Genomic DNA, 23,899 nt, shown 5'->3' with positions numbered 1-23,899 from the left:
GAGGGAGATAACACCGAGAGGAATGTAAAATGCCTTTATCTGGAATTTAGTAATATCTCTTAAAATTAAAAGGAGGATTTGAGTATGAAGAAAGCAAAAAAATTACTTGTCACCCTATTAGTATTCGCGTTTGTGCTCAGCACATTCACAGTAGGGTTTGCAGCTACTTCTTCTTCAGCAAAAGTAACTGACGAGAATCTACCCAAAGAAGTAGTAAGAGCAATGGCCCTCGGATACTTAAAGGGCGACGACCAAGGCAATCTAAACTTAGACAAACCCATCACAAGAGCAGAGGCCCTGGCTATAATTATCAGAATCTCAGGCCTGGAAACTTCTGCAGACTTAATGAAGGGACAGACTAAGTTTGCCGATGTAAACGCCGATCCCTCTCTACAGTGGGCAACAGGCTACATAAATCTGGGAGTGGGCCAGGGAATTATCAACGGCTATCCTGATGGAACATTCAGAGGAAACGCCAATGTAACATATGCCGAAATGGCAAAAATGCTTATATATGCCATGAACTACGGCGTAACAGTGGAAGGCGCACCATGGCCTGCAGGCGTAATGGGCAAAGCCGATGATCTAGGACTGTTTGACGATGTTAACGCATCACCTGATGTTCCCGCAATCCGCGGCGATGTGGTAATGATGGTTGACAACTCCTTAACCGTTGCACATCTAAAGCAAACCGGTTATGGCGATCTAAAGCAGTATGAAGAAGATCCCGATACCACCTTCTTATCCAAGATGAAAATCGACGAACTGGAAGATGCAAGAGTCACAGCAATAGCAAGAGTAGACAGCACACTTGATGATGATGAAATCGAACTTACAACATATGACAGCAAAGGTAACGTAGAAGATTCCGATGTCTACACACTCTTAACCGACGAAACACCCGAAGCATTGTTTGGACTTAAAGTTGATGCATGGATTAACGATGATGATGAGATAGTATTTGTAGATGTTGCAACAAATGCGAAAGATATCCTACTTGACACAGTAAAAGGAACACCTGCAAAAGACGAAATCGAACTTAAAGTTGCAGACGATACATTCGATGTAGCAACTGGTGCAGAAGCTTATGTAAACTTTGATTCAGTATCTGATTTTTCAAAGATTCCTGTAGGTTCATATGGCAAATTTGTTCGCGAAAGCGGCAAGATTGCATTTGCAAACTTGTTTGACTTCGATAAGATAGGCGTAGTAACAGAAGTTGACAAGAACGTTATAAGCTTCGTCGATGCTACAAATGGCGACGATGACGAGATAGATCTTGACGATTATGATGATGTATATGTTTACAATCCTGACTTTTCAAAAGCAGATGTAAAGGACATCAAAGAATACTCGGCTATCTTCTTCTGGGAAGATGATGACGAGATCAACATCGTAGTAAAGAACGATTCAGTAGAAGGTAACGTAGACGCTGTAAAAGCAGATTCCATCAAAATTGATGGCACCTGGTATGACAGAGGCGACGATGCCGTAGTTACCCTTGACAAAGGCGATAACTATGATGTATGGGAAGACCTTGACAGTGTAGAAGACTTTGTTGATGAAGATGTAACAGCAGTCATCGACCTCAACGGCGAAGTTATGCTGGTTACCGGCGCAGCCAAAGCCACAAGCGGCGACCTCTACGGCGTAGTAACATATGCAAAAGACGGCAGATATGTCACTCTTACAGTCTTCAACAAAGACGGTGAAGAAGTAGACTACACAGCCGAAAGCTCAACAGAATTTAGAGATTTAGTTAATCTGAAGTATTATAACACGGTAGACAATACTACTGCACCATTAAGCTATGCAGCACTAAAATACAAACTTACATCCGACAGTGAAATTGCCAAAGAAAAATCAGTAGTTTCCATAATTACTGGCATGACACCTACTGTAAATAATAGCGAGACCTTTAGTGGAAAACTTACAAAAGATGCCGATAAGAAGTATGTTGACCTTGGCAGTAACAACAGATTCTACATTGCAAGTGATACAGTAATTATGCAGGCATTAAACACTGATGGTGAGCTTGATCCATCACTTATAACCGTAGATAAGTTCGTTTCACTCTCAATAAATGATAAGAATGAAGCGCTTGTATTCGGAGAAAAGGGCAAAGATGCTAAGTTTATCGTAATGCTTAACAAAGAGTTCGAAGGCGCTGAAGAAGACCTCTATTACGGCGTAGTAACTGACAAACCTTATAAATCAGGCGGTTCATACTATGCAACAATCAATGTCTTCGGCGAAGGCGAAAAAGATTATAAGATAGACGATGCAGCAAACTTCCCGAAAGCTAAAGTTGTATGTTTCAAGTTTAACAACAAGGGCGAAGCAACCATCTATAAAAAAGCGACAACAAACGCAGAATACACTTATAATGATAGCTATGTAAAAATAGGCAGTAGTACCTATAAAGTTGACAGCTCAGCAATACTCTACAGCCTAGATGAAGATAGCGACTTAGATAAAAAGATAAGCAGAACTACTCTCAAGAACTATAAATATATCAATTACGTCTTAGATGACAGTAATGTAATCGTTGCGGCAACAGTAAGTGGAAAAGCTACAGGTGAAGAGGAAACACCAATAGCAGGGGCAGTAACTTATATTAACACTACAACAATAGGAAAAGTAGATATAGTAGATGGTAAGCTAACACTAAAAGCCACAGATGCACATCAAACCATCAATGTTAAATACAAAAATGATACCAACAAGTTAGTAACATTTGCACCTACTGACCTTAAACTCTATGTAGAAGATAATGAGACAAAACAAGAAGTAGCAGCTACTGGTCCTAATGCTAACTCTGTGGAAGTCAACCCGGGAGCTACAAAAAATCTATTTGATGCAGGTTTAACGCTAAGTGTTGGCACAAACCCAGGCGAATTAAAGCCAGGAAAAGCATATACAGTCAAGTTGATACTAAAAGGCGAACTACAAGATGAAACACTTAGTGTATATGTAAAATCTGATGATAATAGCGTTGAAAAGGTAACTGTAAAAGGCGTAGAAGCAGATTTAACTGCAACGCCAGCATCTGTAAAACTTCCAGCAGGAACAAATTTAGCAAACCTCAAAGTTTCCGATGTAGTAATTAAGCCAACTCATGCAAAAGCAACAGTTAAGAATGTCGCTTTAAATACTTCAGTTACTCCGGCAACATTAACATTTGATATCGAAGCCGAAGATGGAACATCAGTATCTTATACAATAAATATTTCAGTTATAAATCCACCAACAGCAGCAACGACGACGACAACTTTTGATATTGCAAACCCAGCTGATGTTGACCTTGGCTTTACACTAAATGATGGTGGAGGAGTTACTGGAGTTAAACTAGGCACTAGAACTTTGAGTAGTGCAGAATACACTGTAGCTACTTCTCCCGCTAAAGTAACTATCAAAAAAGAAGCAATAAGTGACTATGTATCAGCTAACGGATTAGTAGCAGGCAACGAAATAAAAGCAGTAGTTACTTTCCAAGTCGGAGGAAGTATCGAATACACTATAACATTACAATAAGGAACACAAGGGGACAGTCCCTCTGTGTTATAAGAAATAGTAGCAATCAAGAAGAACTGACCTTAACCGGTTGGTTCTTCTTTTTTTTCAAAGGTGCCTGGCACCGCCCGAGTTTTGTCAAAAACGGACGGGCACGGCAACCAGCGGGTTTGAGCTAAAAAACACAGACACCTCACAGGTAGAGATACTTGTGGGGTTCTTTCTTATTATCATTATATCGTTACTTTTATCGATTCCAAGTAAGCGCAGCATTCTTAAACCTCCTGAAGATGGCCTTTTCCATTCCTTAAATCAGGGATGATATATATTACTGTTTACTGTATAATATAATTAAAAGCAATTTAAGTGTAAAAGGATAGGTGCACGGAGGCAAATATGATATTTAATAAAGTATTTATTTTTTAAATTGCCTGGAGAACTATTTTGTATGACATAGTATCATGAGCCTTAAATATTTATGAGAAATACAAAGATGAGGTAGAAAGTTTGATGATAATTAAATTGGCTTTTTCCTATATAAAAAAGCAAAAAGGAAAAACTATACCACTTTTGGCAGGTGTAGGATTAGCGGTTATGCTAATCTTTTCAATGCTTGTAATCAGAGATTCGGGATATGATAGTCAGATAAGAGAAGCAAAAAACTTACATGGAGATTATAATCTGTTTTTTGATGACATTGATATGAACTCAGTAGAAGAACTGAAAAAGCAGAAAGAAGAATAAAGAAATGTTATAGTTAAATATTATAATTATCAATATTTAACTTTCATTTGTTGAATGTTTAAATCTGTAAAAGAAAGGATGCCTAGAGCGATTCCTTCTATTTTAAACAGACTTCTTAAAAAGCAAGCTATAACTCATAAAAAATCCGGAAGGAATTATATCTACTATCCGGCAGTATCTCGTGATGAATACATCAAAGCAGAAAACAAAACCTTTCTGCACAGGGTATATGATGGTGCTGTGGGTATGCTTTTTTCAAAGTTCCTAGAACAAGAGGAACTGACAGAAAAGGAAATCAAACATCTAGAAAATATTCTAGAACAGAAAAAAGCATCTAAAAAAACCATAGAAAATTTAATTGATGAGGGTTTTTAAAAATGATTATTGTATTAAAGAAAATATTCTTGAGGGTTTTATATGCGTCTTTGACATCAACAACAATAGCCTTACTCATTCTTTTTATCGGGAAAATATTTAAAGATAAACTTACACCCAGATTTCATCACATTTTATGGCTTCTTGTATTAATAAGACTATTGATGCCTTTTGCCCCTGAAAGCAACCTAAGCATATTCAACCTTTTGCCAGGCAGCAAAGACAGCATATCACTTGTGAGGCCCTAATACCCAGCACAAAAGAAACGGAACCCTTTACTAAAAGGCAAATAGACATGGCAATAAACACGCAAATTGAGTTTTTCTGTGGTAAAGGCTCTATGCATATTTTTATGAAGGCAAAGAGCAAATTGAGAGGAGAATTATCATGATAAACATGTTTAAAAAGGGTTCATACAAACTATCGGCTATTGCTCTGATATTTTTCATAGCCCTTGGCTGCTGCACCCTTACAAATGCTGAGACTGGTACCAACACAGCTTTAAAGCCGTAAAAAAATACGGAAACAGAGCAATTTAGCTTTGATGAGGCCGAAAAAGTTTTTTCCACTTTAGATATAGCCATAGATTTTATTGACTTTGACCTTAAGGTGCCCGACAAGATGCCTACAGAGAAACCGGTGGCCCTTTGTGCATATCCCATACAAAATAGCAGCGCTCCCAATAGCATTGTTCTCGACCCTTTCTCTGGAAGTTTTTCAACAGGCATCGCTTGTGAGCAGCTAGATCGCATCTGCTATGCTATAGAACTAGACGAAAAATATGTAGATGTAGGAGTAAAAAGATGCGTTGAGTATGTAGGCTCGGATGATGAGGTAAAATGCACTTAAGAACACGCTTTGAAAAACAAAAGCGGGTCGCGAGGTGCAGAATGGTTATAATTGGAGAGTTGAAAAAAGAATTTCAGAGACGAGGAGGAATCCTCAAAACAGCGGAGCTCAATGAACTTGGACTTTCAAGCCGCCAAATAAAAAAAACTTTTGGATGCTGGAGTTATTACAAAGGTTAAACGTGGCTTTTACGAGCTGACAGACTATGTTAGCCGGGAAGAGGCGATTATAGCACGGCTATTTCCACAAGCGGTTATATTTCTCGAAAGTGCATTACTGCATTATGGCTATACAGATCGTATACCGATGGCGTGGCAAATAGCGGTTGATAAAAACAGTACAAAATCACAGTACGCAATTAAGTATCCCTTAATAGAGCCTTTTTATTTGGAGCCTAAATTTCTACAGGTCGGCATAGACAAAATAAAAATTGAAGGGGTAACTGTTAAAATATATGACAGAGACCGCACTATATGTGATGTCCTTCGCTATGAAAAGAAACTTGAGGAGGAAGTATTTACTAATGCTATAAAACGTTATATAAAAGATCCGAAGAAAAATGTGAGAAAGTTGTTTGAGTATGCTGAAATATTTAATATAAAAAATAAGGTGCAGACATATATAGGAGTGTGGCTGTAATGGGTAATATTGCGGCATCAGTTTTAGCAAGACTAAAAAACCAACCGAAAGAACAAGGCATCCCATTGCAACAGCTACTAAATTTATTTTGCCAAGAAGAATTTATTCGAAGGCTTTCTGGGAGCAACTATAAATAAAATCTTATTCTTAAAGGCGGTTTTCTATTGTATTCAATGTGGATGCGGAAAAAATCAAAGGCCGAGTATGCTTCGGCGGTTTGGATTTATCAAGTACCACTGATATCACAGCCTTTGTTTTAGTTTTTCCTCCCATACCAGGTGACGATAAATATTACGTCCTGCCCTACTTCTGGCTGCCGGAAGAGACCCTGGATTTAAAAGTGCGGCGAGATCATGTGCCTTATGATATTTGGCAAAGCCAAGGATACCTATTAACCACCGAGGGCAATGTGATACACTATGGTTTTATTGAAAAATTCATCGAGGAACTAGGCCAGGATTACAACATCCAGGAGATTGCCTTTGACCGCTGGGGAGCAGTGCAGATGGTGCAGAATTTAGAAGGGCTAGGCTTTACCGTGGTGCCTTTCAGCCAGGGTTTTAAGGATATGAGCCCGCCTACCAAAGAGCTGATGAAACTGGCCCTGGAGAAAAGAATTGCTCATGGTGGCTATCCGGTTTTATCCTGGACGATGGACAACATCCATATCCGCACTGACCCAGCGGGGAATATTAAATCGGATAAGGCGAAATCAACAGAGAAGATTGATGGTGCGGTGGCCTTGATTATGGTTTTAGATCGGTGCATCCGGAATGAAGGAGTAAGCGATAAATCGGTGTATGATGAACGGGGATTGCTAGCGTTTTAAACCTGCGGATAAGGTAGCCGAGCGCATCAATAGGGAATATGGGCATGAGTTATAAAATTATTTATACCGAAATGGCATCTCAAACGAGGTGCTTTTTTCATGCCCATTACTATAGGAGAGGTTATGTAAAATGGCGCAGGTAGGACTTGATGATTTACACTTTGCTATTTTAAGCGAAGACACTATAGTGTTTTGTAATATCTGCGTAAAAATTTTAAGAGAAAGCAGTAAGAGCACCTTGCAATTAGGTGCTTTTTTCATGCCCAAAAGGTGGTAAGGAACTGGCTAAAGGCTCGCACTCGCTTCAAATAAATATGATAATAATTTTGTTTGCTTTTTTGGGAAAACTCTGGTATACTTTTAACATAAGCAATATTAATTATCAATATTATAATAGATATTTTCTAAAATATTACTTTTCCTTCCGTTTACTCTAACCCTTCTTGAGTTTTACAACTTTTGTTTTCAGTCTTTCTACGTTCTTTTATTGTGTCCAAGTTTTAATATTTCCCCTAAATCAGCTTTTAACTATGGCTACATTTTGGTATAGTTATAGTTTTAAGAATAAAATTAAAGTTTAGAGAGGAGCTTATTTTATGAAATTTCCTGTATTGCTGTCACCCATTAAAATAGGGACTATGGAGGTTAGGAACAGGTTTGTGGTTCCACCCATGGGAACAAATTTTGCAAATCCGGATGGCAGTGTTTCAAAACAGTTGATTGATTATTTAGCTGCAAGATCAAAGGGCGGTTATGGCTTGATTATTGTTGAGGTCACCGCAATTGACCCCCTTGGAAAGGCTATACCGTGGCAGCCCGGCATATGGGATGACAAGTTTGTACCCGGCTGGAAGGAGCTTGTAGATGAAGTACATAAATATGGAGCAAAAATCGTTGTTCAGCTTCACCACGCAGGCAGGCAAACAACCCATGAAGTTATTGGAAGTCAGCCTGTAGCGCCATCACCCATCCCCTGCCCTGTAGATAGAGAAATACCTAGAGAACTTACCACAGAAGAAGTGTATGACTTAATTGAAAAATTTGGAGATGCAGCAGTAAGAGCCCGCGATGCCGGATTTGATGGGGTGGAAGTGCATGGAGCCCACGGCTATCTTATAGCTCAGTTTATGTCGGCATACTCCAATAAGAGAATAGACGAGTTTGGCGGAGACCTTACCAGCAGAATGAAATTCCCCGTGGACATTGTAAAGAATATCAGAGCCAAAGTAGGAAACGGTTATCCTATAATATTCAGATTCAGCGGTGATGAAAGAGTTCCGGGCGGAAGAACCATTGACGAGTCGAGAGTTGTGGCTGAAAAAATGGAGAAAGCAGGAGTGAATGCGCTTCATGTTTCCACCGGAGTCTATGGAAGCATACCGTGGCTTATTGCGCCATCTGCAGTTCCCCCTGCATATAATGTGTATGCGGCGGAAGAAATAAAGAAAGTAGTCAAAATACCGGTAATAACGGTTGGCAGAATAAATGATCCAAATCTTGCAGAGGACATATTAGAAGGCGGAAAAGCTGATTTGGTTTCTCTGGGCCGAGAATCTATAGCAGATCCCGAGCTTCCCAACAAAACAGCAGCAGGCATGATAAATGAAATTTCACCATGTATAGGTTGTATGCAGGCGTGCGTAGGCTACTTATTTGATCCGAAATACTTGAAGATTTCCTGCTTGGTCAATCCCTTTACCGGCAGAGAAGGAGAACTTAAAATCGAAAAAGCAGCAGCGCCTAAGAAGGTTGTCGTTGTGGGCGGAGGTCCCGGCGGTCTTGAAGCAGCATGGGTTGCAGCTAAGAAGGGTCACAAAGTCACGGTTTATGAAAAAGAGGAAGTGCTGGGCGGTCAGTATAGAATAGGCGCTATACCACCGACGAAACAGGATATACTTAAAGCCTTAAGATATTATATAACAATGGGCAAGAAATACGGAGTAGAGTACAAGATGGGGGTCGAGGCGACAGAAGAGCTTATCCTAGAGGAAAATCCCGATGCAGTTATACTTGCAACTGGCGGAGTGCCCTTAATGCCGAATATCAAGGGTATAGATAATCCGAAATTTGTAAAAGCCATCGATGTCTTGGAGGGCAAAAAAGAGGTTGGAATGAACGTCCTTGTAGTTGGCGGCGGTATGGTAGGCGTTGAGACTGCAGACTTTTTGGGCGAGCATCTTCACAAAGTAACTATAGTTGAAATGCTGCCAGAAATCGCAAAAGACGAGCAGGATGCGGTTAAGTATTTCCTTCTCAAGAGACTTAATGAATACGGTGTGAAAGCAATTACTGGCGCAACAGTAAAGGAATTCCTCGATGATGGTGTTGTATGTGAAAAAGACGGTAAAGAGGAAAAGATAGCAGGTTTTGACACTGTAATTCTTGCAATGGGTGCAAAAGCATATAATCCGCTAGAGGAAAAAATTAAAGGCAAAGTTCCGGAGCTTTATGTAATTGGTGATGCGGTTAAGGCAAGAAAGGCTGTTGAGGCAATCGAAGAAGGCGCAAGAGCTGCAGTAAAGATTTAAAAGAACAGAAAAAGAAGAACACAAGGGTCAGTCTCTCAAGAACACAAGGGGTCAGTCCCTCTGTGCTACAATCAAGAAGAACCAGCCTTAACCGGTTGGCTCTTCTTTTTTTATTACCAGAAAGAAGGCACAAACTGCACGCGGGGACGGTTCTTTTGTGTTGTTGCGCGCCACCACGCCAGGAGGAACACGCGGGGACGGTTCTTTTGTGTTCTTTTGTGTTGCTTTCACGCTGTTTGGGAATGACGAGCTGCTGACAACACAAGGGGTCAGTCCCTCTGCGCTCATCTGTCCTACTTGTTTCTTAAGATCTTACCCCCTACTATCTTCTTAAATTATAAGGTATAATAGGGTAAAGAGGTGATGAAATGGGAATCCAAAATCCCCATGACAAATTCTTTAAAGAAATATTCGGCAATGTAGAAGTAGCAGAGGACTTTTTTACTAACTACTTGCCTCAAAGCATATTAGACATTATAGACCTTAAAACTATTGAACTTCAAAAAGACAGCTTTATAAACAAGGACTTAGAAGAAAACTTTTCAGATCTTCTCTTTAAAGTAAACATAAATAATACACAAGGCTATATCTACTTTCTCTTTGAACATAAAAGCTATCCATCAAAGGACATAGCATTTCAACTCTTAAAGTATATGATAGAAATCTGGGAAGCAAAGGTTAGAAAGGAACAGCTAAATAAACTTCCAATAATAATACCTCTTGTAATATACCACGGAAAAGAAAGATGGAAAGCAAGTACCGCTCTTAAAGAGATGATAAATGGATATGATAAGCTTGCCGAAGATGTAAAGATATACATACCAAACTATGAATATTTACTTTATGATATATCAAGATTTACAGATGAAGAAATAAAAGGAAAAGCACAACTTAAAATATTCTTTACCACAGTAAGAGACATATTTACTAAAAGCGGTAAAGGAGCATGGGATTCTATTGATAGAGCAATAGCATATCTAAAAGAACTTGAAGATAAGCAAACAGCAACCGAATACTTTGAAACACTTATGCGCTATATATTCAGTGTAGACAAGAGCTTAACAAGCTCGGACGTTAGCAAGATAGTTAAGAAAATCGAAACTACTTACCCCGAAGGGAGTGAAGTTGTGATGACACTTGCTGAAAAACTTAGAGAAGAAGGCTTAAAAGAAGGGCTGGAAAAAGGTGAAGTAGCAGCTCTTGCGAAAACTGCACTAAAACTACTTAGTAGAAAGTTCGGCCCTTTGCCGGAAGAACTTAAATCCAAGATATCAAAGCTGGATTCAGTTACCTTAGAGATAATAATTGATGGCATCTTTGACTATGAAAGCTTAGATGATGTGAAAAAGTATATAAAATAAAGGTGTCAGGCACTCACTTATACACTTAAGTAAATGACACACGAGAGAACAGGAACATTTCGCTACTCGCTACTGCTAAGGTATGCAAAAGAACTAGGTGTGCAAAATATCGCAAGAAATTACCTAGAGATATTGCTGTGAAAAAATTAAAGCAGGTGAAGATTTATGGCTAAGAAGAATAATATAAATTCGGATACTGGTATGAGAAAAGCCAGGAAAGACCTTTATTCAAGCACAGAACTATTGTTGTTAGATGCGAAGGATGTCTTTAAAGGCTTAAAGGGAAAATATATCAAAGCGACAAATAACAAATCAGAAGGCATGCAGATAAGTGATGAGAAAGTAGATAGAGTAGCTAAGAAGATAATATCTAAGCACAGAAAGGCTTTTGAAGAGCTATCAAAGTAAAAAATCTGTTAGTAGATACTGTAAAAATAAAGATCCATTACATCTTACATCAGCTGTCTATGGGAATTGCGAATACTTTATAACCCGTGATGATAAATTTATAAAAACAGTAGAAAAAAACAGAGATAGATTAAAGGATACAATTAAGAATATTAAACTATACAATCCCATAGATTTTCTGAGAAAGGAGATGGACATTGATGTTATTGAATGAGAAAAGTAAATTTACAGATAGAGAAATTATAGAAAAAGGTTCTAGGGCGTTGATAAAGGAATTAGGATATTCTGGATTTTTAAGGTTTATACGCTATGCTGAGGGCATAAGCAAAGAAGATTATTTAAAACTAGAAGATGAAATCTTTGAGGGCATGTCTTTAGATGAGATATATGATAACGCAAAGAAGTATTGGGAAAGCAAAGAACGATAAGTTATCGGTTGGACGAGGAATAGAACCGCATACTTAAACCTTAAGCAGGCACCTTGCAATCAGGTGCTTTTTTCATGCCAAAAGGTGGTGAGAAATTGGCTAAAGAAACCGGGCAGCTAAATGTAAAAATAGGTCTGGACTCCATTGACTTTCAAAATGGAATAAGTAGTTTAAACCGAGAGATGAGAAAGGTGCAGTCCGAATTTAAGCTAGCAAGTGCCGAGATGGGAAAGCACGGTAAAGAATTAGACAGCTTAAAACTTAAATCTGATAGTCTAACCAAACAGACAGAGCTGCAAAGACAAAAGGTAAAGGCACTGGAAGAAGCCCATCAAAAGTCTGTAGAGACTAAGGGAGCCGATGCTAAAGCTACCTAGGATTTAGATAACTTGCTGAACACAAAAGGATTATATTGCTTCAATCCGAGGTACTTATCAAGGGTCCATTTCAGTATCAGAAGGACTGGGATGTGGGGGATATCGTGACTGTACAAAATAAGGATTGGAATATCACCATGGATACCCGTATTACAGAAGTAGAGGAAATTTATGAAGCCGGTGGCTTTAAGCTCAACGTTACCTTTGGCAAAAACACACCAACCCTTACTCAAAAGCTAAAGTCTATACTTCGAGAAATGAAAATTGAAAGCACAAGATAGGGCATCTAAAAAGCGGGTGCTTTTTTTGTATTTGATAGGAGGGAAAAAATGAGCGATAATAAACCGATTTATGATACAAGGGTAAGAAAGATAATAGAGCTCTTAAAGTTTATGACAAGGGATGAAGCTGCACAAAAGCTGGGATATAAGAACTATAGAAGTCTTGACATGTATATGAGAAGGAAGAACTTTAAATATGACAGCGAAAGCGGGCAGTATGTGCCAAATGAAAATATAGCAGATAAACTCAAAAGGACCCAAAAAGCTATGCACCCACAAAGGTTGCAAGCATCATCACTGCCTTTAAAAAGGCAAATGCAGACCCTATGATGATTGCAAAGCAAGAGGGATTCAAAGACCATAAGGAAATGGCAGAATACATGGCAAAAAGAGGCTATGAGTGGAATGCCTAAAAATTAATAAAAAATTTTGGATTTAACCTTTTAAAGCAAAGCGGGTATAATTATAATAGTAGTAATATAAGCTGTCTCGGCCAATAAAAAATTTTGATTTTCAATTCATTCTATTATATAATATTAACTAGGATAGCTAGATTGAAAGAGGTGATATTATGGCTACAGTTTCATTTTCAAAGGATTTTGCCATAACAAAAAAAGAGACGGTTGAAAGGCTAGAGAAAGGTATTCAAAACATCAAACCTTTAAATATAAACTCCAAAAATGCTATTTCAGATATGAGAAGGAGAGAAGAAAGATTATTGGCTATACTTCGCTCCAAAGCCTAATTGAATCTGAAGACATTGATGAGAGTTTATGGAGAGACTCGCTCTCTCTTTTTTGTTGTAATAAAGATGAAGATATTACCGATTTCATGAGGAATAAAGCTATCGAATATGAGAAACGAGATAAATGCAGGACTTATGTTTATTTTGATGAAGAATACCTTGAAGAAACAGGTAAACTTAAAGTGGTGGCATTCTTTTCACTGGCTTTAAAAACAATAAGAATTCCGGTAATAAATACTATGTCAAAAACACTTCAGAGGAAACTTGGAAAGCTGGCCGATAAAGACGAAAACATTGTAGCCTATTTAATAGGACAACTTGGAAGGTCTTCCGATTACGATAAATCAGTTATTAACGGGAAAAAGATACTTCAAGATTGTTATGATTTAATAGGCAGTGCTAGAGATATAGTAGGTGGAAGGCTTATACTTATAGAATGCAAGCGTATTGAAAAATTATGCCGATTCTATGAAAATGAAGGCTATATCGATATCACTGAAAACGGTGATGATTTGAAACAATATGTAAGGTTTATGAACTAATAAAATTAGAAAACCTTTATGAATTATAAGCTTATAAAACCTATCAGTATGCATAATGATACTCATTATATGAATGAAGACTAATTTAGGCATGTAAGGAGGCTCTAAACCCTTGATATAAGCGGGGTTAGGGCCTTTTTCTTATACATAAAAACAGTAACTGCACGCGTGGACGGTTCTTTTGTGTTCTTTTGTGTTGCTTTCACGCTGTTTGGGAATGACGAGCTGCTGGCAAGACAACACAAGGGGTCAGTCCCTCTGTCCTACTTGTTTCTTAAAATCTTAACCCTACTATCTTCTTAAATTATAAGGTATAATAGGGTAAAGAGGTGATGAAATGGGAATCCAAAATCCCCATGACAAATTCTTTAAAGAAATATTCGGCAATGTAGAAGTAGCAGAGGACTTTTTTACTAACTACTTGCCTCAAAGCATATTAGACATTATAGACCTTAAAACTATTGAACTTCAAAAAGACAGCTTTATAAACAAGGACTTAGAAGAAAACTTTTCAGATCTTCTCTTTAAAGTAAACATAAATAATACACAAGGCTATATCTACTTTCTCTTTGAACATAAAAGCTATCCATCAAAGGACATAGCATTTCAACTCTTAAAGTATATGATAGAAATCTGGGAAGCAAAGGTTAGAAAGGAACAGCTAAATAAACTTCCAATAATAATACCTCTTGTAATATACCACGGAAAAGAAAGATGGAAAGCAAGTACCGCTCTTAAAGAGATGATAAATGGATATGATAAGCTTACCGAAGATGTAAAAGCATACATACCAAACTATGAATATTTACTTTACGATATATCAAGATTTACAGATGAAGAAATAAAAGGAAAAGCACAACTTAAAATATTTTTTACCACAGTAAGAGACATATTTACTAAAAGCGGTAAAGGAGCATGGGATTCTATTGATAGAGCAATAGCATATCTAAAAGAACTTGAAGATAAACAAACAGCAACAGAATACTTTGAAACACTTATGCGCTATATATTCAGTGTAGATAAGAGCTTAACAAGCTCGGACGTTAGCAAGATAGTTAAGAAAATCGAGACTACTTATCCCGAAGGGAGTGAAGTTGTGATGACACTTGCTGAAAAACTTAGAGAAGAAGGTTTAAAAGAAGGTTTAAAAGAAGGACTAGAAAAAGGAATGGAAAAAGGGCTTGAAAAAGGGCTTGAAAAAGGAAAAAGGGAAGAAAGAATAACTACTGCAATAAAGCTTCTGACTAAAAAGTTCGGCCCTTTGCCGGAAGAACTTAAATCCAAGATATCAAAGCTGGATTCAGTTACCTTAGAGATAATAATTGATGGCATCTTTGACTATGAAAGCTTAGATGATGTGAAAAAGTATATTAACTAACTGAAAAGACCTAGTGCCCTACTTTTTCGAAAACAGACAGGTGCGGCAAAGAACACAAGGGGACTAAAGAACACAAGGGGACTGACCCCTTGTGTTCTTTGCCATTCCCTTGTGCCACTACACTATAAAATAAAGGAGTATAAGGACAGGACAAAACTGAACTTGATAATTATTTTAATTCATTTTCCACTTGCCTTATTGTTTCTTTTAGTTTAGTAGCTGATTCATTTAACATCAATTGTTCGTCTTCACTTATGTTAATATTAAATATTCTGTCTATACCTTTAACATTTACTACCGACGGTAAACTCAAAGCCACATCTTTTATTCCGTATTCGCCGTCTAGCACGCTTGAAACAGTCAATACAGAATTTTCGTTGCCCAGCATTGCTGAAAGAATGTTTGTTGTAGTAAGACCGATGCCATAATATGTTGCACCTTTCTTTTTTATTATCTCAGCACCCGCATCTCGAACATCTTCTATTAATTTTGACTTTTCTACAGCACCGTCCTTACCCGAATCTGCCCAAAATTCCTCTAATGGTTTACCGGCGATATTTGCAGTGCTCCACAAAGGCACTTCACTGTCACCGTGTTCACCTATTATGTAAGCATGAACATTTCTTACGTTGACTTCACAGTTTTTGCCAATTAAATACTTAAATCGTGCCGTATCCAGTGTTGTGCCTGTACCTATAACTTGATAACGAGGTAAACCGGATATCTTTTGAGCAAAGTAAGTAAGAATATCCACTGGATTCGATACTACCAAAATAATAGCATCACTGGTGTACTTGGTAACATTTACAATCACATCTTGAACAATCTTAACGTTGATTTTTGCAAGGTCTAGCCGCGACTGTCCGGGTTTTCTGTTGATGCCTGCAGTTATAACGACGATATCGGCATCTTTACAATCACTATATTCGCCTGCCCTAATGTCTACTTGCTTTACATAAGCAAGTCCATGGCTCATGTCCATAGCTTCTCCTTCAGCCTTGTCCCGATTGACATCGACAAAAACAATTTCAGATGCGATTCCGCTTACCACTGCCGTATAAGCAATAGTTGAACCTACGAAGCCCGCACCCACCATTACAATTTTCCCTTTTGCTTTCTTTTTCATAAGTTGTCCACTCCCCAGATCAGTTTCTGATTTATGTTATAATACAATCTACTACACATTGTATATATTATACATCCTGTTATATATAAGTAAATGAATAAGCAAGATAAATTTGGATAAATTTTCGCGGTTTTACAATACTAAGATATGATTTTAAGGCTAAATCTTATTAATGTGCCTTTTTTCACTAAATATCAATTATTAAATTAAGCTTGAAATTAACCGGCCTTTAAAGTGCTAGACAATACTATACTAATTACACCTAAAATGCCCATAATCACATCAAGTTGCCACCTAGGTTTAGATACAAGCATAAAATAAGTACCAGGAATTAACGAAAATAGTGCTATTAGACCCCATGGTGTGCCAATAAACGCATAAACAAACATGTTCAAAGCATTTTTTAGTATAAGCACATGAATAAACATAGCGACCGCATAGCCTACTATTCCAAGACCGATTAGGAAACGGACGACCTCAGCCCTTTTTGGTTTTTCCATAATTTTGGCCTCCAATAGAAATATTAAAATTTATTACATTATACCATATATTCACTAAGTATAAAATATTTATGTTTCTTATCTTTTACTGATAATAAGTAAAATCATCAGAAAATGTAATTTTGCAAATATTCGACATAACCTAAATAAAAGTGATACAATTATTTATATATTCTATTTACAGGAAGTGTGTGAGATGAAAGTAGTATTTATAACGCCGGCCAGTGATTTATGCCGGATGTTCCTCTACAGGTTGGGGAGCAAGGTTTACGGACAGAGAAACTCCATCACAGGTCCATTAATTCTTGGCAGAATATTAAAGGATGCAGGCCATGATGTCTCTGTATATGAAGAACTTTATGCAAATGTTGATTACTCCAAAATCATGGATGCTGATGTATACTGTATATCAACAATGACATCAACTGCTCCAAGAGCGTATTTTCTCGCAGATAGGTTACACAAAGAAACAAAAGGGCGTGTTATTATAGGTGGGATGCATGCAAGCGCATTACCTGAAGAAGCGGCTTTACACGCAGATCAAGTGGTTGTGGGAGAAGCTGAAACCGTAATACGCGACGTCATAGAAGGCAAAATCACCGACAAAATAGTTTATGCACCGCGCCTTGAAAATCTTGATGATGCACCGTTTCCTGATTATTCTCTTTTAAAAACTCCCTGCTCATGCGCAAATGTTATGACAACAAGAGGATGCCCTTTTTGCTGTTCTTTTTGCACTACTTCACGCATGTTCCATCCTTATAGGGAAAGAAGTGTTGATAGTGTGATGGAAGAACTTAGATACTATAAAAGCATTGGTTTTAAATACATGAACTTTGAAGATGATAATTTTACTGCAAATAAAAAAAGAGCAAAAGAAATTTGCCGTAGAATGATAGAAGAGGACCTTGTTTTTAGAGAAACATTTTTCTTTGGCAGGACCGACATGGCAAATGATGAAGAATTATTGGATCTTTTGGAAAGAGCGCATCTTACAAGGGTGCTTATAGGAATTGAATCGTTAAATCAAAAATCATTAGATACAATAAATAAACACCAGACGGTTGAAGATATAGAAAAATGTGCAGAGACTTTATCCCGCCACAAAATCAGAATTATTGCAAGTTTAGTGCTAGGCATTGATGATGACGGTAAAGAAGATATTAGAAAAAGTGTTGATTTTGCAAATAAAATCAATGCTTATCAGCTTCAGCCTGCAATTCTTACACCATTCCCGAAAACCGCAGTATATGAACAATATGAAAAAGAAAACAGGATGATGACAAAAGATTGGAGCCTATTTAATATGGCATATGTAACATTTATACCAAAAAAGATGAGCCCTTGGGAGCTCCAAATAGAAATAATAAGGGCATTAAAGAGATTTTATGCTTTTCTGCCGTCTTTTAAAATAGGAAAAATCTTTGGTATAGGTTATGGACTTCGCCGGTTGGGCATCTGGCTTATTGCAAAAATCGGAATCCCGGGAGTAAATCTTATAGCAAATTTTGCAAAAGGCACCTATATTTATAAACTAAAGCATATGACGCCTGAAGAAATTATAAAATCCGAAAATATTGGCACGCCAGCAACTAAATCTTAATAAGCAAATAAGCAAGTGCCTGGTAAGTTAACCGGTACTTGCTTATTTAAAGTACACAGCAATAAAACCTATTATGACCGTCACTATTAATCCAAATGCCCATTTTTGAATCCCAATGATTTCTTTATGAATGTCATCGAATTTCTCATCTACTTTATCAAACCTTGAGTCCATTTCCTTTCTCATAGACTCAAACTTAGCATCAGTTTTATCTGACAGAGCTTTTATTTCTCCATGGACTACCTCAAATTTTGTATCTACTTTATCAAACCTTGAGTCTATCTCTTTTTTTAGGGACTCAAACCTTGTATTAGTTTTATCTGATAGATCCTTTATTTCTCCATGAACTACCTCAAATTTAGTATCTACTCTATCAAATTTTGCATCCATACGTCTCTTAAATCGTTTATTTGCTGTGACAGATAAAAATATCCGGATGCATAAATCTTCGGTTCTGCAGGTCTTTTTGCGTTTTGTCCGTCATTTCCTGCGCCTCTGCCATCGATTTCCTTTTCCGCCATATCCATCACCTTCTTCCTTTCTATAACCATTATAGCATGAATTTCTATAATTTTCTATTAAACTGTCATCCTTGATCGCGTCAAGTAATCTTAGGTTTTTTTGTAAGACCTCTGCCAACCTTATACAGAACAAGCAAAAGAAATTAAATCTGTTTTAACTTATTGATTTTAAATACTGCAGCTTTCAAGAAGAGATTTAATGGCATCTGATGTAAAGCTCTTCTTGTAGTTTAAGATGGGAAGAGATGTCCCACCTGCACGTATCATTGAAGTTGCCTTCTTTAGTTTTTGTTTTTCATAAGAGATAACATCTGGTAAAAGGCTAATTGGTTCTAAAGATTTATAGCGCTCCTTTAATATGGCATCTTTAACAGATATGCCGCTTGCTTTTGCAGCGCGAAGCTTTCCCATTTTATGTGCCCCGGCTTTACTCTGCGATATAGGACCTCTTGAAAGCCTTTCTGAAAGCACATGGCTTACATGGCTTTCGGCACTGCAGCCTATGATTTCATCCTTGTAAATGCTGTAGGATAATATGCCGTCTAAGTTGCTATTTACGTAAGTTATGCATTTTTCTATCTGGTCTTTTGATTCTATCTGTGTTTTAAGTTTTTCATTTAGAATGTCATTTACTGTTTGTATATCTTTTTTAAAGATAGCTTTTAGCAGCTTTTTCTTTGATTTTTTATCGTCTTTTAACGCGGATGTTATGTATTTTTGAAGGTGAAAAAGGTCTAGGACGTAAACTGTATTGGGAAGGTAGTCTACGCCGAATTTTATCCATTTTGCTCCGTCACCAAAGATGTATATGCGTTCTATTTTGTCCTCCTCGTATGTATCTTTGATGTATTCCCATACTTTTTCCCATAGGTCTTCTATTTCTTCTTTCTCATATATCCCTGAGAAGTACATGGGGTTTTTAAGGGCATATCTTCCCTTTAAAGTTTCTTTTTTCCCTTCATGGACATATACGAGCTTTACTTCGCATGATTTGCCGTTTTGTAGATGTATATGATCTTCGTCCGCCTCTATATAAAGGGTATTTACAGTCTTTTTAGCATTTACTTTTTCATTTGATGCAATCTGTTTTGTCTTTCTTATGGTGTTCATTACCGTTTGGCGGCTAAGACTTGCTTTACCTGTATATCTTGTAAGTTCATCTTTAGTTTTTTGATATGAAAGGTTAGTTGAAATATCTACTATGTCAGCTCTTAATGCGGTATCTATCCTTTCATGTTTTTCTATTCCTATCGCATTATCTAAAAGATAAGCTCTTTTGCCTGTACTTTTGTTCTTGTAGTACCTTCTCTCGTAGTTTACGTCTCCAAAGGGTGTTACGATTGTCCTTTTACAGCCCTTTTGTACCACCTTCCAGTCCTTTCTCTTATCTTTGTCCTTGTATATCTTTTCATCTAGTTCATTTAGTACATCTTGGCATACATCTTTACCTAGATCGCTTAGTACTTCCTTTAGCTCTTGTTCAAATTCAGGGTATGTATAGCTCCCATCTAAAAGCTTAAATATTTTTTCTTCTACAAGCAGGAATTTATCCATTACAAGTCGAATTAGTTCCATAAAGACCTCACCTTTCTATGAGTTTATACTCATCCTGTGGAAAGGATGGTGAGGTCTTTTTTCTACGTCCGAATGAATTTTTCCTGCAAAAAACCTAGAAATATTTTACACTATCGTCATCCTTTCATCTTTATGAATTATTATAATTGGAAATGCATCTATCACTTTTAAGATTTTTGCTAAATACTTCAAGATGTTTAACGATAGTTTATATATCATAACTTTGGTATATCGATTAAGGAACAGGAAATCAGAAGCAAAAAGTGGCTAAAAGTTTTCTATGATATCATTTAATATTTTCAGTTGTTTAGGTGTAAGATTTTTTGCATTTTGCATAAGGCGCAGATACTCAGGAGGCATTTCTTCCGCATCTGTGCTAAAAAAGTCCACCAGTGTAATACCCAAAGCCTCACATATCTTTTCTAGTGTCTCGATGTCGGCTTTTCGGTTGTTATTTTCTAGTTTGCTTATGACAGGTTGAGATATGCCAGTAATTTCAGATAATTCATATGTTGTTATCTTCTTTGCCATCCTAATATCTTTAAGGTGTTTTCCTACATTCATATTTATAACCCCTCTAAAAAATTCCAAAATAGAATTTCGATATATTCATTTTACTTAAATAAGAGAGAAATAGCAAGGTATATCAAGAAAAGAACGAATAAATTAAGCCTATTAAGTTTATTTTGGAATTATTGATTTGAAAATTATTCTAATTAATTCTATAATAGAATTAAAAGGAGGCTCGCTTATGTTTGGCCAGAAGATAAAACAAATCAGAAAGCAGCATAATCTTTCTCAATCTGAGCTTGCAAGGAGGACTAAGATATTTAACCAATCTCAGATTAGCAAAATAGAAAACAATACGCGATTTCTGAAGGCCAATGAGCTAAAAATTATTGCTGAGGCACTGGGGGTGAGTATAACAGAGATATTGGACAAACCGGCCTAGGCCGGAAGAAAAATTCCAGACAATAAATGCAAAGGAGAGGGTTTTGTTGAAGTATGATTTTGATGAAATAATTGATCGCTCAGGAACAAATTCGGCGAAATGGGACAAGAATACGTTAAAAGAAATGTTCGGCGCAGAGGATGTTCTGCCTTTTTGGGTAGCCGATATGGACTTTAAGGCAGCTCAGCCTATTATCGATGCGGTGGTAAAGCGAGCTGAGCATGGGATTTATGGTTATAGCAGCAGAACTGATTCGTATTATGAATCGATAATAAACTGGACAAAGAGGCGGCATGGATGGGAAATAGAAAAGGAGTGGATTAATTTTACCCCTGGTGTCGTGCCTGCCATAAACTACGCAATTCAGGCTTTCTGCATACCCGGTGACAAAATAATAATTCAAAATCCGGTATATTACCCTTTTCATGACGCAATAAAAAACAACGGCTGTCACATAATAGACAGCACACTTAAATTTAATGGCGAATACTATGAAATGGATTTCGAAGACTTTGAAAACAAGGCGAAAGACCCAAAGGTCACGCTATTTATATTATGTAGTCCCCACAATCCCGTATCAAGAGTATGGACAAAAGAAGAACTGGAAAAAATAGGAGACATATGCTGCAGAAATAATGTTTTAGTTATTGCTGATGAAATTCACAACGATTTAGTTTTTTCAGGGTATAAGCACACCATGTTTGCATCTATAAAAGAAGAATTTGCCCTAAACTCTATCACATGCACTGCACCAAGCAAAACCTTTAACCTTGCCGGCATGCAGGCTTCCAATATCATTATACCAAATCCCCTGCTTCGAGAAAGATTTCAAAGGATTTTGGAGAAAAATGCAATCGGCGGTCAAAACCCCTTTAGTATTGTGGCGCTTGAAGCTGCATATAACGAGGGGGAAGACTGGCTAAATCAACTTTTGGCCTATCTTGAGGGGAATATTGAATTTATCCATGAATACTTAAAAAAGCATCTTCCGAAAGCAAAACTTATTGACCCACAAGGCACTTACCTGGGCTGGCTTGATTTTAGAGGATATGAAAAGGATGGCAAAAAACTAGAAAGCCTTGTTTATGGCAAGGGAAGGGTAGCGTTGGACGGTGGAACATGGTTTGGAAATGGAGGAGACGGATTTATAAGGCTAAACTTTGCATGCCCGAAAATATTGCTTAAAGAGGGGCTTGAGAGAATAGCCAAAGCAATAAATGAGGAATACAACTAAAATAAAACTTGCATAAGGAGAGAAGGCAATGGACGATACGACTGTCAGCACCAAGGATCTAAACAGGGTTCTAGGCAGATGGGACCTTATGGCGATGGCTGTAGGTCAAATTATCGGAGCAGGCATTATGTCGATGACCGGAATTGCTATCGGTATGACGGGTAAATCAGTATTCTGGGCGTTTCTGATTGCTGCAGTTTTTGTGCTTATACAGGAAATTCCTGTTATAATATTGGGCGGGACAGTGAGAATGAGAGGAGGAAATTATACTCAGATAGCATTTTTGACAAGTCCTAAGTGGGCCGGTATGTATATAATTACATATATCGTAAGCAATATATCAATAGCAATGTATGCACTTTCATTTGCTGATTATTTTCTGTCTCTTGTGCCGGGAGTGCCTCACAAACTTGTGGCCGGCGGCATAATGACGCTATTTTTTATAACGAACTATTTTGGAATACAGCAGGCTGCAAAGCTGCAAAACATAATGGTTGTGGTTCTGGCGACCGCTCTTGCGGTGTTTACAGCATTTGGAATACCTAAAGTGCAGCCGGGGTTTTTTAGCGAACCATATTATATGACGTCAGGCATAATTGGACTCCTTTCCACAGCTGCGTTTTTGACCTTTGCTACAGGTGGAGCAAGTATCATACTAAACTACGGAGCGGAAGCAAAAGATCCGGTAAAAGACATGCCATTTGTGATAGTAGTAGCGACATTGGGCGTTGCCCTTCTTTACGGTTTGATGTCAATTGTTGCAGCCGGAGTTCTTCCTGTGCCGGAGGTTGCAAATAAGCCGCTAACAGTAGTAGCGGCTGAAATCCTTCCAAAGCCTCTATATGTATTTTTTATAGTATGTGGAGCGCTTTTTGCACTGACAACTACCCTAAATTCTCAAATAGGCGGCATGACAAAACCAGTGCTTCAGGCATGTGTTGACGGCTGGTTTCCTAAAACCCTCGGCAGGCTTCATCCAAAATATAAGACGCCGGTTTACCTGCTCTTGCTTTTCTATATAGTTGGAATGCTGCCGATTTTGACAGGATGGGATATTGGATTTGTAGGAAACATGGTACTATTTATAAACCGGGGGTTTTTAATAGTTCTTTCTGTTTCCATAGTGAGACTGCCTAAGGTTATCCCTGAAATATGGAAAAAATCCAAGTTTCATGTAAGCAGTGGTATGCTTTGGTTTTTTGCGCTGATTTCTGTAGGAATAAATATAGTGCAAACCTTCCTGCTGGCAAGAAATATTTCTAAGGCTGCGGTTATCGGTAATCTCTGCATCTTTGCTTTTGCCATAGCCTACGGATTTCTTTTAGAGAAAAAAGTAACCATGGAAATCAGCTATGAAGAAAGCTAATTAGCCATGGTCACAATAAAAACTG

General features: G+C 37.6%; 25 protein-coding genes and 3 pseudogenes. 22 read left to right on the top strand and 6 right to left on the bottom strand.

Features of this window, described 5'->3' with window-relative positions:
* Nucleotides 1–84: 84 nt before the first annotated feature.
* The 18 genes and pseudogenes from TSYNT_RS08665 to TSYNT_RS08580 all read left to right on the top strand — a co-directional run bounded on the left by TSYNT_RS08665 (nt 85) and on the right by TSYNT_RS08580 (nt 14,997).
* Entirely contained in the window at nt 85–3,534 is a 3,450-nt protein-coding gene (locus TSYNT_RS08665) for an S-layer homology domain-containing protein (protein ID WP_059033132.1), read from the top strand.
* Between the two features lie 486 nt (nt 3,535–4,020).
* Nucleotides 4,021–4,257, top strand: coding sequence for a hypothetical protein (locus TSYNT_RS08660; RefSeq protein WP_059033131.1), 237 nt, complete (start codon nt 4,021–4,023; stop codon nt 4,255–4,257).
* A 78-nt stretch (nt 4,258–4,335) separates the two neighbouring features.
* A complete protein-coding gene (locus TSYNT_RS08655; RefSeq protein ID WP_238142679.1) occupies nt 4,336–4,632 on the top strand; it encodes a BlaI/MecI/CopY family transcriptional regulator in 297 nt (98 codons plus the stop codon).
* Nucleotides 4,633–4,634: 2 nt separating this feature from the next.
* The gene (locus TSYNT_RS12125) at nt 4,635–4,880 is read left to right on the top strand and encodes a M56 family metallopeptidase (RefSeq protein WP_059033127.1); all 246 of its coding nucleotides are present in this window, start codon (nt 4,635–4,637) and stop codon (nt 4,878–4,880) included.
* Nucleotides 4,881–5,019: 139 nt separating this feature from the next.
* Nucleotides 5,020–5,145 (top strand): hypothetical protein, encoded by a 126-nt coding sequence (locus tag TSYNT_RS12050; protein WP_272947405.1) that lies wholly within the window; start codon nt 5,020–5,022, stop codon nt 5,143–5,145.
* Nucleotides 5,146–5,256: 111 nt separating this feature from the next.
* Nucleotides 5,257–5,481, top strand: a pseudogene (locus TSYNT_RS08645) (DNA methyltransferase); the annotation flags it as partial.
* Nucleotides 5,482–5,631: 150 nt separating this feature from the next.
* Nucleotides 5,632–6,120 carry a type IV toxin-antitoxin system AbiEi family antitoxin domain-containing protein gene (locus tag TSYNT_RS08640; protein ID WP_238142678.1) on the top strand — a complete coding sequence of 163 codons (489 nt, stop codon included), beginning with the start codon at nt 5,632–5,634 and terminating at the stop codon, nt 6,118–6,120.
* 184 nt (nt 6,121–6,304) lie between these two features.
* Nucleotides 6,305–6,949: pseudogene (locus tag TSYNT_RS08635) on the top strand (terminase TerL endonuclease subunit); the annotation flags it as partial.
* Nucleotides 6,950–7,545: 596 nt separating this feature from the next.
* Complete coding sequence (locus TSYNT_RS08630; protein WP_059033122.1) at nt 7,546–9,477, top strand: oxidoreductase; 1,932 nt, start codon at nt 7,546–7,548, stop codon at nt 9,475–9,477.
* Nucleotides 9,478–9,845: 368 nt separating this feature from the next.
* Nucleotides 9,846–10,838: an Rpn family recombination-promoting nuclease/putative transposase gene (locus TSYNT_RS08620; RefSeq protein ID WP_059033119.1), complete on the top strand. Its 993-nt coding sequence runs from the start codon at nt 9,846–9,848 to the stop codon at nt 10,836–10,838.
* 165 nt (nt 10,839–11,003) lie between these two features.
* Nucleotides 11,004–11,246, top strand: coding sequence for a hypothetical protein (locus TSYNT_RS08615; RefSeq protein WP_059033117.1), 243 nt, complete (start codon nt 11,004–11,006; stop codon nt 11,244–11,246).
* Between the two features lie 200 nt (nt 11,247–11,446).
* A complete protein-coding gene (locus tag TSYNT_RS08605) occupies nt 11,447–11,674 on the top strand; it encodes a hypothetical protein (protein WP_059033113.1) in 228 nt (75 codons plus the stop codon).
* Between the two features lie 95 nt (nt 11,675–11,769).
* Nucleotides 11,770–12,051: a hypothetical protein gene (locus TSYNT_RS08600; protein WP_238142676.1), complete on the top strand. Its 282-nt coding sequence runs from the start codon at nt 11,770–11,772 to the stop codon at nt 12,049–12,051.
* Nucleotides 12,052–12,074: 23 nt separating this feature from the next.
* A pseudogene (locus tag TSYNT_RS08595) lies at nt 12,075–12,332 on the top strand (Gp37-like protein); the annotation flags it as partial.
* 48 nt (nt 12,333–12,380) lie between these two features.
* Complete coding sequence (locus tag TSYNT_RS08590; RefSeq protein WP_238142674.1) at nt 12,381–12,662, top strand: hypothetical protein; 282 nt, start codon at nt 12,381–12,383, stop codon at nt 12,660–12,662.
* Between the two features lie 241 nt (nt 12,663–12,903).
* Nucleotides 12,904–13,077: a hypothetical protein gene (locus TSYNT_RS11835; RefSeq protein ID WP_162780997.1), complete on the top strand. Its 174-nt coding sequence runs from the start codon at nt 12,904–12,906 to the stop codon at nt 13,075–13,077.
* Between the two features lie 86 nt (nt 13,078–13,163).
* Nucleotides 13,164–13,619 (top strand): hypothetical protein, encoded by a 456-nt coding sequence (locus TSYNT_RS08585; RefSeq protein ID WP_059033111.1) that lies wholly within the window; start codon nt 13,164–13,166, stop codon nt 13,617–13,619.
* A gap of 337 nt (nt 13,620–13,956) precedes the next feature.
* Nucleotides 13,957–14,997 (top strand): Rpn family recombination-promoting nuclease/putative transposase, encoded by a 1,041-nt coding sequence (locus TSYNT_RS08580; RefSeq protein ID WP_059033109.1) that lies wholly within the window; start codon nt 13,957–13,959, stop codon nt 14,995–14,997.
* A 169-nt stretch (nt 14,998–15,166) separates the two neighbouring features.
* Here TSYNT_RS08580 and TSYNT_RS08575 read toward each other — a convergent pair whose 3' ends face one another.
* On the bottom strand, nt 15,167–16,123 hold the full coding sequence (locus TSYNT_RS08575) for an L-lactate dehydrogenase (protein WP_059033107.1): 957 nt from the start codon (nt 16,121–16,123) through the stop codon (nt 15,167–15,169).
* A gap of 218 nt (nt 16,124–16,341) precedes the next feature.
* Nucleotides 16,342–16,623: a hypothetical protein gene (locus TSYNT_RS08570; protein ID WP_059033105.1), complete on the bottom strand. Its 282-nt coding sequence runs from the start codon at nt 16,621–16,623 to the stop codon at nt 16,342–16,344.
* A gap of 196 nt (nt 16,624–16,819) precedes the next feature.
* On the opposite strand from TSYNT_RS08570, the gene TSYNT_RS08565 reads away from it, so the two are divergent.
* Entirely contained in the window at nt 16,820–18,226 is a 1,407-nt protein-coding gene (locus tag TSYNT_RS08565) for a B12-binding domain-containing radical SAM protein (protein ID WP_059033103.1), read from the top strand.
* Nucleotides 18,227–18,268: 42 nt separating this feature from the next.
* On the opposite strand, the gene TSYNT_RS08560 is transcribed toward TSYNT_RS08565, so the two are convergent.
* From TSYNT_RS08560 to TSYNT_RS08550, 4 genes are all read right to left on the bottom strand, one after another.
* A complete protein-coding gene (locus TSYNT_RS08560) occupies nt 18,269–18,616 on the bottom strand; it encodes a hypothetical protein (RefSeq protein ID WP_238142673.1) in 348 nt (115 codons plus the stop codon).
* On the bottom strand, nt 18,592–18,753 hold the full coding sequence (locus tag TSYNT_RS11995; RefSeq protein WP_238142672.1) for a hypothetical protein: 162 nt from the start codon (nt 18,751–18,753) through the stop codon (nt 18,592–18,594). The genes TSYNT_RS08560 and TSYNT_RS11995 overlap by 25 nt, the downstream gene beginning before the upstream one ends.
* A gap of 162 nt (nt 18,754–18,915) precedes the next feature.
* Nucleotides 18,916–20,322, bottom strand: coding sequence for an ISLre2 family transposase (locus tag TSYNT_RS08555; protein ID WP_059033101.1), 1,407 nt, complete (start codon nt 20,320–20,322; stop codon nt 18,916–18,918).
* Between the two features lie 267 nt (nt 20,323–20,589).
* Nucleotides 20,590–20,886: a helix-turn-helix domain-containing protein gene (locus TSYNT_RS08550; protein WP_059033099.1), complete on the bottom strand. Its 297-nt coding sequence runs from the start codon at nt 20,884–20,886 to the stop codon at nt 20,590–20,592.
* A 187-nt stretch (nt 20,887–21,073) separates the two neighbouring features.
* On the opposite strand from TSYNT_RS08550, the gene TSYNT_RS08545 reads away from it, so the two are divergent.
* The 3 genes from TSYNT_RS08545 to TSYNT_RS08535 are packed head-to-tail and all read left to right on the top strand — an operon-like array spanning nt 21,074 to nt 23,874.
* Nucleotides 21,074–21,274 (top strand): helix-turn-helix domain-containing protein, encoded by a 201-nt coding sequence (locus tag TSYNT_RS08545; RefSeq protein WP_059033098.1) that lies wholly within the window; start codon nt 21,074–21,076, stop codon nt 21,272–21,274.
* A gap of 46 nt (nt 21,275–21,320) precedes the next feature.
* A complete protein-coding gene (locus TSYNT_RS08540; protein ID WP_059033096.1) occupies nt 21,321–22,508 on the top strand; it encodes a MalY/PatB family protein in 1,188 nt (395 codons plus the stop codon).
* A gap of 28 nt (nt 22,509–22,536) precedes the next feature.
* A complete protein-coding gene (locus TSYNT_RS08535) occupies nt 22,537–23,874 on the top strand; it encodes an APC family permease (protein ID WP_059033094.1) in 1,338 nt (445 codons plus the stop codon).
* The last annotated feature ends 25 nt before the right edge of the window (nt 23,875–23,899 follow it).

The sequence above is a fragment of the Tepidanaerobacter syntrophicus genome, from assembly GCF_001485475.2.
GTDB classification, from domain to species: Bacteria; Bacillota; Thermosediminibacteria; order Thermosediminibacterales; family Tepidanaerobacteraceae; genus Tepidanaerobacter; species Tepidanaerobacter syntrophicus.
This window is presented reverse-complemented; position numbering and strand designations above follow the sequence as displayed.

Coding starts and splice junctions, on each gene's coding strand:
- TSYNT_RS08665 (WP_059033132.1), top strand. CDS start 85: ATGAAGAAAGCAAAAAAATTACTTGTCACCCTATTAGTATTCGCGTTT.
- TSYNT_RS08655 (WP_238142679.1), top strand. CDS start 4,336: ATGCCTAGAGCGATTCCTTCTATTTTAAACAGACTTCTTAAAAAGCAA.
- TSYNT_RS12125 (WP_059033127.1), top strand. CDS start 4,635: ATGATTATTGTATTAAAGAAAATATTCTTGAGGGTTTTATATGCGTCT.
- TSYNT_RS12050 (WP_272947405.1), top strand. CDS start 5,020: ATGATAAACATGTTTAAAAAGGGTTCATACAAACTATCGGCTATTGCT.
- TSYNT_RS08630 (WP_059033122.1), top strand. CDS start 7,546: ATGAAATTTCCTGTATTGCTGTCACCCATTAAAATAGGGACTATGGAG.
- TSYNT_RS08620 (WP_059033119.1), top strand. CDS start 9,846: ATGGGAATCCAAAATCCCCATGACAAATTCTTTAAAGAAATATTCGGC.
- TSYNT_RS08615 (WP_059033117.1), top strand. CDS start 11,004: ATGGCTAAGAAGAATAATATAAATTCGGATACTGGTATGAGAAAAGCC.
- TSYNT_RS08605 (WP_059033113.1), top strand. CDS start 11,447: ATGTTATTGAATGAGAAAAGTAAATTTACAGATAGAGAAATTATAGAA.
- TSYNT_RS08590 (WP_238142674.1), top strand. CDS start 12,381: ATGAGCGATAATAAACCGATTTATGATACAAGGGTAAGAAAGATAATA.
- TSYNT_RS11835 (WP_162780997.1), top strand. CDS start 12,904: ATGGCTACAGTTTCATTTTCAAAGGATTTTGCCATAACAAAAAAAGAG.
- TSYNT_RS08585 (WP_059033111.1), top strand. CDS start 13,164: ATGAGGAATAAAGCTATCGAATATGAGAAACGAGATAAATGCAGGACT.
- TSYNT_RS08580 (WP_059033109.1), top strand. CDS start 13,957: ATGGGAATCCAAAATCCCCATGACAAATTCTTTAAAGAAATATTCGGC.
- TSYNT_RS08575 (WP_059033107.1), bottom strand. CDS start 16,123: ATGAAAAAGAAAGCAAAAGGGAAAATTGTAATGGTGGGTGCGGGCTTC.
- TSYNT_RS08570 (WP_059033105.1), bottom strand. CDS start 16,623: ATGGAAAAACCAAAAAGGGCTGAGGTCGTCCGTTTCCTAATCGGTCTT.
- TSYNT_RS08565 (WP_059033103.1), top strand. CDS start 16,820: ATGAAAGTAGTATTTATAACGCCGGCCAGTGATTTATGCCGGATGTTC.
- TSYNT_RS08560 (WP_238142673.1), bottom strand. CDS start 18,616: ATGGATGCAAAATTTGATAGAGTAGATACTAAATTTGAGGTAGTTCAT.
- TSYNT_RS11995 (WP_238142672.1), bottom strand. CDS start 18,753: ATGGATATGGCGGAAAAGGAAATCGATGGCAGAGGCGCAGGAAATGAC.
- TSYNT_RS08555 (WP_059033101.1), bottom strand. CDS start 20,322: ATGGAACTAATTCGACTTGTAATGGATAAATTCCTGCTTGTAGAAGAA.
- TSYNT_RS08550 (WP_059033099.1), bottom strand. CDS start 20,886: ATGAATGTAGGAAAACACCTTAAAGATATTAGGATGGCAAAGAAGATA.
- TSYNT_RS08545 (WP_059033098.1), top strand. CDS start 21,074: ATGTTTGGCCAGAAGATAAAACAAATCAGAAAGCAGCATAATCTTTCT.
- TSYNT_RS08535 (WP_059033094.1), top strand. CDS start 22,537: ATGGACGATACGACTGTCAGCACCAAGGATCTAAACAGGGTTCTAGGC.